At 43.7% G+C, this 13,495-nt stretch carries 7 protein-coding genes; all 7 read right to left on the bottom strand.

The window, feature by feature from the left end:
- Positions 1–47 precede the first annotated feature (47 nt).
- The 7 genes from IEY67_RS09345 to IEY67_RS09315 all read right to left on the bottom strand — a co-directional run bounded on the left by IEY67_RS09345 (position 48) and on the right by IEY67_RS09315 (position 13,292).
- Complete coding sequence (locus IEY67_RS09345; protein WP_183668135.1) at positions 48–626, bottom strand: RNA polymerase sigma-70 factor; 579 nt, start codon at positions 624–626, stop codon at positions 48–50.
- A 126-nt stretch (positions 627–752) separates the two neighbouring features.
- Positions 753–3,992: a S41 family peptidase gene (locus tag IEY67_RS09340; protein WP_183668133.1), complete on the bottom strand. Its 3,240-nt coding sequence runs from the start codon at positions 3,990–3,992 to the stop codon at positions 753–755.
- A gap of 235 nt (positions 3,993–4,227) precedes the next feature.
- Positions 4,228–4,893, bottom strand: a complete 666-nt coding sequence (locus IEY67_RS09335; protein WP_122373897.1) for an MIP family channel protein — start codon at positions 4,891–4,893, stop codon at positions 4,228–4,230.
- Positions 4,894–5,100: 207 nt separating this feature from the next.
- Entirely contained in the window at positions 5,101–6,963 is a 1,863-nt protein-coding gene (locus IEY67_RS09330; RefSeq protein ID WP_183668131.1) for a DUF4838 domain-containing protein, read from the bottom strand.
- A gap of 119 nt (positions 6,964–7,082) precedes the next feature.
- Positions 7,083–8,717, bottom strand: a complete 1,635-nt coding sequence (locus IEY67_RS09325) for a RagB/SusD family nutrient uptake outer membrane protein (RefSeq protein ID WP_183668129.1) — start codon at positions 8,715–8,717, stop codon at positions 7,083–7,085.
- 12 nt (positions 8,718–8,729) lie between these two features.
- The gene (locus tag IEY67_RS09320) at positions 8,730–11,762 is read right to left on the bottom strand and encodes a SusC/RagA family TonB-linked outer membrane protein (RefSeq protein WP_183668127.1); all 3,033 of its coding nucleotides are present in this window, start codon (positions 11,760–11,762) and stop codon (positions 8,730–8,732) included.
- Positions 11,763–11,783: 21 nt separating this feature from the next.
- A complete protein-coding gene (locus IEY67_RS09315; RefSeq protein ID WP_183668125.1) occupies positions 11,784–13,292 on the bottom strand; it encodes a hypothetical protein in 1,509 nt (502 codons plus the stop codon).
- Between the last annotated feature and the right edge of the window lie 203 nt (positions 13,293–13,495).

Raw genomic sequence — 13,495 nt, 5'->3', positions numbered from 1 at the left:
GGCAACCGGAAAAAATCCGTTACCCGACTTTTCTTATTTAACTTTTATTAATCTATTAATAAATAAAGGAGTAAAGACACAGATAAACTGTAATGCTTATTTATCTTACTACGCATGAAAGAGATAGCTTTGGTCAACTGAGATTCTACCGTGTTTTCCGAAAGATTGAGCTTCTCCGCTATTTCTTTGTTGGTTAACATATTGCGGCGACTTAATACGAATATTTCTCTACGGGCAGGTGGTAACTGGTCTATCAATGAGTCGATGTATTCTTCCAGCAGATGGTAATCAACTTCCTTTTCGGTGGTATTTTCAGTCGGCTCAGAAGTTTTAACTTTTTCCTGATAAAGATACTCCAGCATCCTATGCTGATAAATATTCACTAATTGATTTTTAGCGACGGTACACAGATAGGACCCGAAAGATTTGTCGGGATCGAGCAACTGGCGGTTTTCCCAGACTTTGACAAAGGTCGACTGCACGATATCTTCCGCCAGGTAGCTATCCCCCTTTGAAATACGCATAACAAAATTATAGAGCTTACCGCTCCAAATATTGTACAGGTATTCAAAAGACCGGGAATCTCCACTTCTAAGCTGATGAATATACAGTGATTCTTCGTTCATAATGTACATAGTTGCCTTTGCAAAGGTAAAAGAATTATTACATGATAAAAGAAAAAAGGTTACATGCTTTTGATTAAAAGCATGTAACCTTTTGCCGAAAAGCATATATACTTTCGGACTGATTTCTTATTTACTGAAATCTCTCGGAGCCGGTATCGGAGCTAACGGTTTACGGTTCTGAAGTTCTTTCATTACCTCTTCGATCGCTTTATTCAGCTGCTGGTCTTCACCGTTCCATTCTTTAATCGGATCGTTATCAATCAGGATATCCGGGTCAACGCCATGGTTTTCGATGATCCACTGGCCAGTCTTCGGATCGTAGCTGGTGAAGAACGGAACGCGGATATCGGTACCATCCATATAAGGCAATGAGCCACTGATACCGACGATACCACCCCAGGTACGCATACCGATCAGCTTGCCCAGACCAAGTGCGCGGAATCCCCACGGAAATAAATCACCGTCGGAAGCCGAATACTTATTGATCAAACAAACTTTCGGACCAACCTGTACGGCATCAGGCACTGTTCCGACATGATTCGAGCCCCGGCGCATCGTCAGGCGATACGGTTCACGGGAAAGACGTTCCAGGATCATCGGGGAGACATTACCACCACCGTTCGCACGGTCGTCGATGATCAAACCTTCCTTATCCAGTTGCGGATAGAAATAACGAGAAAATTCATTCAGGCCTTCCACACCCATATCCGGGATATAGATATATCCGACGCGACCATTCGTAGCCTTATCTACCTTCTTAATATTGTCCTGCACCCAATTATAGTGATACAAAGAATATTCTTCGGCAAGCGGGCTTATTACGATCTTACGTGCACCTGCCAACTGGGGCTTGCTGTTCAATGAAAGTTCGGTAGGCACACCGGCTTTACCGACCAACAAAGAGAACATATCCTTCACGCTGTTAGTAGGAACACCGTCTATAGCCACGATGAACTCACCGGCTTTGACCTCGATACCCGGTTCCGTCAACGGAGAACGCAGGTCCTTGCTCCAGGAAGCACCCGGTAAGATCTTTTCCAAACGGAAGAAACCACTCTTATCGCGTGAGATCTCCGCCCCCAATAAACCAGTCTGCACACGGTCCGGACGATCCAGTTCACCCGGGTTCACATAAGCGTGACCGCAGTTCAGCTCACCGATCATTTCGCCGATTACGTAATTCAGGTCCAAACGAGTTTTTACATAAGGCAGAAGGACTTCATATTTTTTCTTGATAGCTTTCCAGTCCACTCCATGCATATTCTCCACATAGAAACCGTCACGATAAGCACGCCATGCCTCATCGAAGATCTGCGCCCATTCTTTCGGATAATCGGTTGTGATCTTCATGTTGGAAAGATTCACGGCCTCACTCAAATCGACCTTACCCGAAGGAATATCGGTCACATATATCTGTCCGCCTTTATAGAACAACGCTTTTTTGCTACCGGGAGCTACAGACATGGAAGCACCGTCGGCAACACTTTCTTCTTTTTGTTTTTCCAGATCGTATACTTTCACACCACCACGGCCCCAATAATAAACTTTATTACCGTCTGCATAGAAATTTCCATAACGGGAACCAGCCAGCGGAAGCTGGATGATACGGTCGGAAATGCCATCCATATCTATCTTCACAACCGGACTTTCAGGAGCCGTTTCCTTCTTTCCATCTATTTTCGGTTCTTCTTTCTTCGCCTTATCATCCTTCGCTACAGCCACTTCCGCATCTTTTTCCAGGAAAGGAGAAGGTGTATCTTTCGATAACAATACCAGATAAACACCTTCCATATTATTATATACATGATTCCATTCCAAGGAGCCGTAAGTCGGATTAAAATCACGGGCAGAAGAGAACACCAGATATTTTCCGTCACGACTGAAAACAGGTGAATCCGAATTATACCACTTATCCGTTACAGGATATTCTTTCTTCTCCGCGATATTGTAGACATAAACAATATTGTGCTCATTCGTTCCCGGGCGGGAATAAGTCAGCCATTTACTGTCGGGAGAATAGGTTACATCCCGGATCTCAGCCATCGGATCCTGCAACAAAGTCGTTACCTGCCTGGTCGTTATATCCAGCAGGTTAACACGATTCTTACGATCTGTATAGACGATCGTTTTTGAATCCGGACTCCATACAAACGAACGGATATAAGTATCGTTGTCCTTTGTCAACTGAACAGGTTCACCGCCTGTTGCGTCCTGCATATAAAGTTCAGTTTCACCGGTACCGTCAGAAATATAAACGATCATTTTACCATCGGGAGACCATTGTGCTTCCCGGTCATGTTGGCCCGGAGAACGAGTGATATTCTTCGTTACGCCTTTCTCTACCGGCAAGTTGAACACTTCGCCACGGGCAGTCACCACAACCCGTTTGCCGTCAGGAGAGATACTGGCTTCAGTCAGATACTGAGAACCGTCTTTTATCTCACTACGCGCATAAATATTATCAGACGTCAACTTGATCTCTACCTTTTCCGGCTTCTTGGCAGTCGCATCCATTTTATAAAGATAACCTCCATTCTCAAAAACGATCGTATTGCCGTTTGCGCTCGGGAACTTCACATCGTATTCCGTGAAATTAGTCACTTTAGAAGTTTGTTGGGTCTTTGTGTTGTAAACAAAGAGATTCATCGTACGATCACGATCCGAGAGGAAGAATATCTCATCTCCGATCCACATCGGGATAATATCCTGTGCGACATTGTCCGTAATGTTTTCTACCGATTTCTTTTCCGGATTATATATCCAGATATCATCGGCCATACCGCCCTTATAATATTTCCAGGTACGGAATTCACGCATCACGCGGTTATAAGCCAACTGTTTTCCGTCCGGAGAATAGCTACAGAAACCACCTTCCGGCAAAGGAATCACTTCAGAAAGGCCGCCTTCCTTATCCACCGTATATAATTTCCCGTCGAACCCACTACTGATACGGTTACGGTAAACGATACGGCTTCCGTCAGGAGTCCAGTTCATTACGATATTGTTAGGTCCCATGCGGTCGCCCAGGTCATCACGCTGGTTGGTTGCCGTATAGGTAACACGCAAAGGTTCTCCTCCCGTAGAAGGGATCGTGTACACTTCCGTGTTGCCGTCATACTGCCCGGTAAAGGCTATTGTCTTGCCATCCGGAGAGAAACGGGGGAACATTTCATACCCTACATGTGAAGTCAGCCGTTGTGCTTCTCCACCTGTAACCGGAACTTTGTACAGGTCGCCGGCATACGAGAAAACGATCTCATTACCATTGGTAGCCGGAAAACGCAATAAGCGCGCATCATCCGCCGCCATCAGGAAAGCGGGAACACCAGCTAAGGCTAGCAAGGAAAGAATAAGTTTCTTGTTCATGTTATATTAGTTTAGTCTACGGGCAAAGGTAGAAAAAGAGACTGACAATTTGCATCAATATCCATACTTCCACAAACTTATTGATACGTTAAAAAATATTAGTCGCGGAGGTATTTTCATTTATCCGGTATAGTAACCCAATTTACATGGCATAGTAGTATCAATTTGTCAAACAAAAAATCCCCGGAAAACAACTGTCCTCCGGGGATTGGAATATAAATGTAGTAACAAAGGATTATACCTCTTCCGTATCAATGCCTTTCCATACAAAGGCAGCAATAGCTGCACCCAGGAACGGAGCTACGATAAACAACCATAATTGAGAGAGAGCTTCACCACCCTGGAACAAAGCCGGACCGATACTACGTGCCGGATTCACGGATGTCCCGGTGATAGGAATACAAACAATATGGATCAATACCAGAGCCAAACCGATAGCAATACCGGCAAACTTGTTATTGGCTCCTTTGGATGTAGAACCCAGAACCACCAGCAGGAAGATGAATGTAAATACCGTTTCGGCGACAAAAGCCTGGACGAGATCGTGATAACCGTTCGCCCCCGTTAATGTCGTAGTCGAACCTGAATCTTTCGCTAAGATAAACAGGATGGACGAGCCGATGATCGCACCGATCACCTGGAATACCATATACATTCCCGCATCTTTTCCCGAAATCCTTTTAGAGAGCAACATACCCAGCGTAATAGCCGGATTAATATGACAACCGGAAATTTTTCCAATCGTGTAAACCATCGTCAGAACAGCCAGCCCGAAAGCAAAAGCAACACCTAACGTACCCACCGATGCAAACGGCTGAACCGTCCCTGCGAACACTGCGCTACCGCAGCCCATCAGGACAAGCACCATTGTCCCGATCATCTCTGCAACATACTTTTTCATTAGTGATCAAAATTTGTTTTTAAATAGTATTTGTATAGGAATAAATTGTTAACTATCTCGCCTTATTGACTATACTTCATATTTATTAAACATATACTTATATTACTTTGTTTTGGTTTTTTAGTTTCTATTTTCGAATATTACAGAACAACTTCAACCCGCATTTATCGGAGACATTGAGTGCTATCAGGTAAAAAATAAATGTCTCTATTTTTGATTGTAAGCATGATAGCCTTCCATCATATACTCCCAAATACCTTTTACCCAGCTTTCCACACGAGATTTTTCAATCTCATTCGAAGCGGTCTTTCGGGCATCAGCTATGTATTCACCCAATTCGTCCATCACCTCCTTTGTCCCCAGATATTTCCAGGCAAGCTCTTCAGTCTGGTGGTACTGGGCATCTTTGGTTTGAATTTCTTCAGGATAATTCTTCGGATCGCTATACACCGACTCTATCTTCAGATAAAACTGTTTCATGGCGGATGCGGCAGAACCAAAATAGTTGGTAAAAAAATCATCCAGCAAGACATCGGTATCGAGACTGGGATCATCCATCAATTTCATTGTAATATAAAAATCCAGTTGCTCGCCGGTACCACATAAGAAAATACCTTTTACCTGATCGGAAGCATACATACGAAGTTGTTCACTTGTTTTATGGATATTGAAACCCGGGAATACGTGAAAGTCCGTGACCAACCCACGTTCCGTTGGAAAACATAAATAATTCCACAGGTAAATATCCCGCCCTGACTTCTTACTTTCCTCTATCCAGGCTTTATAAAAACTCATCTCATTTCTTTCCATCCCCGGAGCCCAATAGTTTCGTGGATGCAGGCAGGGAGCAACCGATATATTATCTTCCAACTCCACATCTTTTGGCAGATAAGCATAAACATGATAAGCCAAAGCTGCAATCTTTTTATCCGGCACTTCCTTTTTGACTTCCCGGGCTACATTATTAATAAAGTTCCACATATAATGTGTGGCCGTTCCGCAATTAAAATGCTCTCCAACAATATTCTCTTTATCCAAAGCCAATTCCTGTTGACAGGCATTGCAGGTACACCAGCTGGCATTATCCAATGGGACAACTGCAAAATAATCACCCAGGGCAACCTGTTCGGCAATAGTTCCTCCTCCTTTAAAATAATTAATGGCATCCTGGGCTACTTGCCTGATAAATCCAGTATTGGTATAGCAGAATTGCCGTTCAGAAGCTCCTCCGCCACGACCTTTGGCAAAGTATTCGGGATGTGTTTGCAAAAAACGGGCCTGATAGCCGGTAAAAGCATGGTTAGAGGCCCATTTACGCCCTCCTATCCGCAAGCGGCGGAGAAAAAGTTGCTGCATTTCTACACTGGCTCCTATATATTGGTCTTTAATAAGCGGCCAATCGAAAGTATATGTTGTATGGCGATGTTTGATTGCCGGAGTCCGGCGAATTTGTTGTCGATCGATTTTTATTTTCTTTGCGGCGGGAATAAAGACATTCTCCGGATGGGGACCGAAAAAACGTACCCCCAGGAAACGTTCGATGAAGTCGTAAACAGCATAGCAGGTGCCTTGTGCATCATAGATAGAAGGAAGAGCAAACATAACGTCTTTTACGGAAGAATCACCGGTTGCAGCTGCATAGTTCAGTACAAGCCGGTCTTTTTCCGGAGAAAGACCGTTATTGTCCCGTCCTTTATTACGTTCGGCATCCGACTGATAGTCTTCATCCTGACCGATCAAAACGATATGTCCGGAAGTGATGTCGATCAAATATTCCTGTTCTTCAAAGGGTCTATCCGGATATTTCATTTTTTCTGTGTACGCACTTTTTCCAACAAAAATGGCTCTGGTCTTTTCAGAGGGTAATTCGGAAATAATCTCCGGACAAAAACCTGTTGTTTTATGAATGAAATACTGTAACTCTGTTGCTGCCAACCGGACAGAACTGGTCGGATCAGAACTGATCACAATGCAAGCATTATCGAAGGTAAAACTTTTTTGTTCCTGTATACATCCGGACAGAAGAAGTGCACAACAAAAGGAACAAAAGGTCAAAAATCTTATAATCATATCTTTAACTATTAATATACATCATTTTCTCTATAAATATCAAGCCGGAAGTAAGAGAGGCTGTTCAAGATTTGTTGAACAGCCTTACTCTTTTTCTCCCAATATTGATTTACAGACTTTTATTCGTTACCAAAATAACCCTTGTTTTGAGTCATATTTTTATTCGCCAGAATTTCCGACTGCGGGATAGGATATACTTCATTTTTGCCGGAAATAAAGATTCGTTCTTCAATTTGGATCGGCTTACCTGTATCAGGATGAATAGCTCCGAAGATAGGACCTTCCATTACTTCTTTCACTATTCCCCACCGACGGATATCCAGATAACGCGTTCCTTCAAAGGCTAACTCAACTCTCCGTTCGCGGCGCATCAACTGACGAACTTTGTCTTGCGCATTGTAAACACCGGCAGTCGCTTCTATCATATCAGCACGACGGCGAATGTCATTGATGTATCTCAGGACATCGGCATTCTGCCAATCGCCCAGTTCGATCAGAGCCTCTACATAATTCAGCAAAATTTCCGGATAACGAATAATATAGAATGCATTCGATCCGTTATACGGCTTGTTTCGGTCCAGCGGGTCTATGAATTTCTTCAGCATAAAACCGGAACGTGTTGCATTTGGCCGTCCGATAGCTTCCGGTCCGTCACTAAAAGGATTATAAGTATAACCTGTAAAAGTTGTACTGTCGCCCGGCATAATAACCGATAAACCTAAACGCGGATCTCTGTTATTATGGTATAACGGGTTACGGGAATAGATATCTAAGGAATCGGTTCCCAACTCGTCCAATGTCTTTCCTTGCTTCGTTTCAAAGGCATTGACAAACCCTTGCAATGGATGCACTGTACATTGTTGCCCTAACCCGGGACCTGCACTACGGAAAAAGGCTTCCCGCAATCCTGCAGATGTATAGAGAATACGTTCTTTATTATTCTGACCTACCGAGCGGAATAAATCGCGGAAATTCTTACCCGGATCATTGTCAGCCTGAGAAGTATAATACAATTCATATTCTCCGGAATCGATGATCCTTTTGGCTGCATCCCTGGCAATTTCATATCGTTTTGCATTCAAGGCTATGATCGACTTCAATGCATAGGCTACCGAACGGTCTACTTTGGTTTTACGACTATCGTCATATTTGAAAGGCAAATCGGCAACAGCGATTGCCCTGTCAAGCTCATTCAGCATCCAGTCGTATACCTCGCTGGCCGAAGAACGGGGCATAAAATTCTCGACTGGGGTAAGTGAATGATCAACGATAGGAATGCCCTCTACCAAACCATACCAACGCATTAACTCCCAATGGTAATAGACACGCAGGATGATCGCTTCTCCCCGTATCTTCTCACGTTCCGGTTCATCGACAAAGTAAGCTCTGTCCATATTCTCAAGCAGACGGCAACATTTCCGGATAATTTTATAACGCTCAGACCATAAATCTTTCATTTTACCCTCTTCAGCTGTGACGGTGCCGTTCGCTACCGAAACAATCCATCCTTCGTAATCGGCTCCATGATAAGAATTATCCGTTAATCCTTCCGCATGAACCATCGAGACATACGGTGCTGTATAGTGGTGAAATCCGTGCGGTAAATTATAACACTGTCCTAAAACGGATTCAACCTGTCCGCTGGTTTTCCAGAATTCTTCATCCGTAATACCCTGAGGATCGTCACGTGTCAAAAAATCCTCACAACTGCTCATAGCCAGAGCCAAACCCAATATATAAATATATTTTTTCATATTTGTAATCTATTAAAATGTAATATTTAAACCGGCTGAATAAGTCTTAACCATCGGATAAGTCGTATGACCTCCACGTCCTTCAGGATCTACACGACTTTCGGCAGACAAAGTGAACGGATTTTGAAAGTTCACAAACAGACGAAGGTTATTTACAAAGAATTTACGCGTCCAGTCCTGCTTGAAGGTATATCCCAATTGAATATATTTCACACGGCAATAACTAGCATCAAACTTCCAATAATCGGAAGACAGAGAGTTATTTCCCGGTGTCGGAGTCAATCGCGGGAAAAAGGCACCCGGATTTTCCGGAGTCCAATAATCCAAATGGAATTCCTGCGGAGTCGTCGAGTTTCCGTCCAAACGCAAAGGCACTGCGAAATTACCGCCATAATAGGCTTCGACACCTCTTACCCCCTGAAATAAAATTTCCAGGTCGATACCTTTCCATCTGGCAGTGATATTAGCAAAATAGTTAAACTTAGGCTCGCTGTTACCCATAATCACACGGTCGTCGGCAGTAATGGCTTTATCACCGTTTACGTCTACATAATGGATATCACCAGGTTTCTGTCCATCGATAATGACGACACCTTCTTTGGGAACCAGTGTTCCGTCGGCACCGGTTGTGAAATCGTCTTCCTGCAACAACCCTTTTGATTTATACATATAGAAACTATTCAAGGCATGCCCTTCGGTATGGATCGAATTCCCATTATCATAAGGACCACCGAGCAGATCAGTTATCTTGTTCTTATTCTGTGAGACACCACCGTAAACAGAGAAATCCCAATCCCCGAACTTCTTTGCAACATTTACACTTAGCTCCCATCCTTTGTTATTTACACGCCCTGCGTTGATCGTCGTTGTTCCCATACCTCCGACCATTGAGTTAGGGGGTGTCAGCAAAATATCCGAGGTTCGTTTGTCGTAATAATCGAATACGATGTCAATCATTCCGTTGAACAGGCTGATATCGGCACCGATATCGAACATATTCACTTTTTCCCAACTGATGTCCGGATTACCGAATGTCGTTTCATTACCGTTACCCGGATCGATCAAGGTCTGGTATTTATATAGACCGATGTTCTCGTTGCCCAGCTGCCCGTAAGAAGCTCTCAGTTTTAAGTTATTAATCTCCTTAATATCTTTCATAAAAGACTCTTCCGATATATTCCATCCCAAACCGACAGAAGGGAAGTATCCATATTTATGTTTCTTACCGAAGCGGGAAGATCCGTCTACACGCAGGGTTCCTTCCAGCAGATAGCGGTCGTTGAATGTATAATTTGCCTTTATGAATGCAGAATGCATAGAATACTCGTTCCAAGCATCCGAATTATTCAACTCAACATTTGTACCTCCGATAGCAAACAAACGATGCTTATCTCTTTCAAGGGTATATTCCAATGTCGTACCCAGGTAATAATAGCTGGAGCGGGTCAGGCCGGCAGCAAAACGGTTTCCCCAGGTTGCCAGAAGCTGTCCGTTGTCGTAGTCGAAGAAATTAAATGCATGACGTTCTTCTTTTTTGGTACTGCTATTTACGCGGTAGCTGAATTGACCACGCCAGGTGAGGGAAGGGATGATAGTCCAGCGAGGCTGTAAATTCACACTGATATTATCGGTTACGTTCTGTGTGTATCCCCCTTGCTCCAACTGCGCCAAAGGGTTTTGCATGTTGGAACCATAATTGCCATAATACGTATTCGGGTCGTTCTCACGTTCCGGATATTTACTTACAATTGTCGGCGGGATACCATACAATAAGTACAACATATCCAAACCTCCCGAATCAGCCACCGAGGGTGTACGCTGGCTGGAACGTATCATATTCAGGTCGACATCGACACTGATGTTCTCCCTCAGATTAACTGTTGTATTGGCACGCAAATTCAACCGGTTATAATCATAATTATCCATAAATCCATCCTGTTTCAGATAATTACCGGTAATTGCGAAACGGGCAACATTATTACCTCCGGAAATGGAGAGCGAATGATTTTGCAACACCTGGTTTTTCCAAAGTAAATCCATCCAATCCGTGTTCGGGTAATGTAACGGATCGGTCCCAGCCTCTGTTGTTGCAATAGCCGAGCTTGAATACACCGGATCTCCTCCGATATTACCATAGGCTTCATTTACCATTCGCATGTAAGTAGGAGCATTTACAAATTCGGGCATATAGGTAGCCTTCTGCACACCTCCGTATCCGCTGTAATTCACGGTTACTTTCCCCACATCCCCTCGTCTGGTTTTTACGACAATCACACCATTGGCTGCACGTGAACCGTAAACAGCCGCGGCGGCAGCATCTTTCAGTACAGTCACACTCTCGATGGTGTTCGGATCCAGCTGATTCATATCCATAGGAATACCATCTACCAGAACCAGCGGGTCGCTGTTGCCAATCGTCGATATACCACGGATTTTGATCGTGGCAGCATCGCCACCGGGAAGACCGCTTCCCTGCGATACGGAAATACCTGTAATCCCACCTTGTAATGCCTGCGATAAAGAAGTAATCGGTTTATTGACCACATTCGCTTCAATCTTAACCTGCGATATGGCGGAAATAGAATTCAGTTTACGTTCTTCCGAGATACCCGTTACCACTACCTCGTTCAACGTATTAACATCTTCCTCCAAAGAAATAACCAGATTAGCTTCACGCCGTTCCACCCTGTATTCCGCCGTCTTAAAGCCAATAAACGAGAAAACCAGTACATCTCCCTTATCGACCTCTATATCGAAAATACCGTCCATATCGGTGGTCACACCTACCGGCTTGCCCTTCACTGTAATATTCACGCCCACCATCGGCATCGGATTGGCCAGTTTTTCATATACCTGCCCGCGGATTCTCAACTTCGACTGAACGGATTGTAACACGGAAGAGACCTTCTCTGACGATTGTTCTGATACATTTTCCGCAGAAGCATTTGCTGCCCCCAGCAAAGAAATACCGGTAATCCCCCAAAACAGCGAATAATGCCGCAACGGAAAGATCACATTTGCACAATTAGTTTTTGTTTTTCTCATAATAACACGTTTAAAATAAGATTATTCCACAATAAATAAAGTTCCGGTTCCACCTTTCAACAAGAATTTGTAGGTCGAACCTTCTTCTGTTCTGTTCACGGCTTCCAGCTCCTCTTTTTCACCGGTTTCCGTGTTGACCCAATAGAGTTTTTGATTGTCAAAATCAGATAAATCGAGCGTGAGTGTCACCATCTGGCTAAGGGCTGTTGCCTCTTGTTCCAATTTCGATGCCATACCGTTAGTCACCATAAAGAAATCGGCATTCTGTTTCCTGAAAAAAGAGGGATCGCCCTGTTCTTCTTTCGGTATAATATCGAAATAACCCAGATAGAGGTCGGCACCGTCATCCGCCTCAAGTCCGTCAATAAAAAAACGTCCGCAGATTTGCTTGATACAACTACCTGCCGGATTGAAAACATCGACATTATCCGGTTGCCCTTCCGAATAACGGGAAGTTCCGGCGACATAACGTACATCGGATGTTTTCAGGCGAACCAGGTAATCACCCAGATTCAAACATTCCTTATTACACTGGTTAGCCCAGGTCATGTAAATGGAAGGACGTCCCGGTATACCGTTTTCAAACAAGAGCGACCAGGGAGTCGGTGCCGTAGCTCCGCCATAGCCGTCACCTTGCAGATAACGGAACCAATTCAACCATTTTCCGCCGAATGTCAGAGTCATAAAATAATACAGGCGAAGCTGAGATTCGGTCAGTTTATAGGTACCTTGATTCACAAATCCCTGAATGTATTGTCCGAAAGCGATATACTCCTTTTTATTTCCATCCCACCCTTCCAAAGCAACATCACGATAAGTTTTCAGATGCTGGGACATGTCTCTCGCACCGATATAATCGTCGTTGTCAGAAGTATGGAAATAGTACCTGTCGTAGGTTATCAGATCCGGCAGGGCCACCTTCACATATTTGCGCAGATTGGAAGTAGACCACAATCCCGGATATTGGTTATTGTGTAACAGGGCATCCGGATAATGTTTTCTTGCCGTCAAATACCAATCTTTCAGGAAATAAAGATTCGTATCGGAGTAAACCTCTTCATCGCCAAAACAAATCGTAACCAGTTTATCGAGATAAGTTTTCTGATCGTCTGACAGGAAACCGCTTTGCTTTTCATGATCGGTGGGACCAACCTTTATCTGGTCGCCATGTGGTGCTTTCGCAATAGCCCATTGATTTCCCGGGAAATGTTTAAAAAAAGAGGTGTTGACCAGAGGAGGACCATAAAAAGTCGGACCGGTAAATCCCGTCAATGCCCAATCCGACGGCTGCATCACATAGGCCGGTTGACCTGCCTCACCTGCTAACTTGAAATTATCGGTAGCCAACCAACATTGTATCTGCAACCCATGCTTAATGAATATACGGTTACTGCGGAACCGTTCTGCAGAGATTTCTTCGATGGAGCCATTATCGTCTTTTTTGTTGTTCTCCTTTTCCGAACAACCCACAAACAGAAACAAACTTCCAGTCAGAAAGAGTACCAGATATTTCCATACCTTTTGTGTCATCAGGAACATTCTTTAAAAGTTAATAATTGAAAATTTACATGCTTGAATTTCATCCGAAAGACATTGGCAAATGTAATTTTCCCTCCCAAGACAGGTTTCTGAAATATGTTTTAAACAGGTCGTATATTCTCAGTCAAAAGAAAAAATCCTACCAAAAAGGAGAAAAATCCTACTTTTTTTAAAAATAAGAGGATATATCTCAC

The organism is Parabacteroides faecis (assembly GCF_014647375.1).
Taxonomy (GTDB): Bacteria; Bacteroidota; Bacteroidia; order Bacteroidales; family Tannerellaceae; genus Parabacteroides; species Parabacteroides faecis.
This window is presented reverse-complemented; position numbering and strand designations above follow the sequence as displayed.

Coding starts and splice junctions, on each gene's coding strand:
- IEY67_RS09320 (WP_183668127.1), bottom strand. CDS start 11,762: ATGAGAAAAACAAAAACTAATTGTGCAAATGTGATCTTTCCGTTGCGG.
- IEY67_RS09335 (WP_122373897.1), bottom strand. CDS start 4,893: ATGAAAAAGTATGTTGCAGAGATGATCGGGACAATGGTGCTTGTCCTG.
- IEY67_RS09345 (WP_183668135.1), bottom strand. CDS start 626: ATGAACGAAGAATCACTGTATATTCATCAGCTTAGAAGTGGAGATTCC.
- IEY67_RS09325 (WP_183668129.1), bottom strand. CDS start 8,717: ATGAAAAAATATATTTATATATTGGGTTTGGCTCTGGCTATGAGCAGT.
- IEY67_RS09315 (WP_183668125.1), bottom strand. CDS start 13,292: ATGACACAAAAGGTATGGAAATATCTGGTACTCTTTCTGACTGGAAGT.
- IEY67_RS09330 (WP_183668131.1), bottom strand. CDS start 6,963: ATGATTATAAGATTTTTGACCTTTTGTTCCTTTTGTTGTGCACTTCTT.
- IEY67_RS09340 (WP_183668133.1), bottom strand. CDS start 3,992: ATGAACAAGAAACTTATTCTTTCCTTGCTAGCCTTAGCTGGTGTTCCC.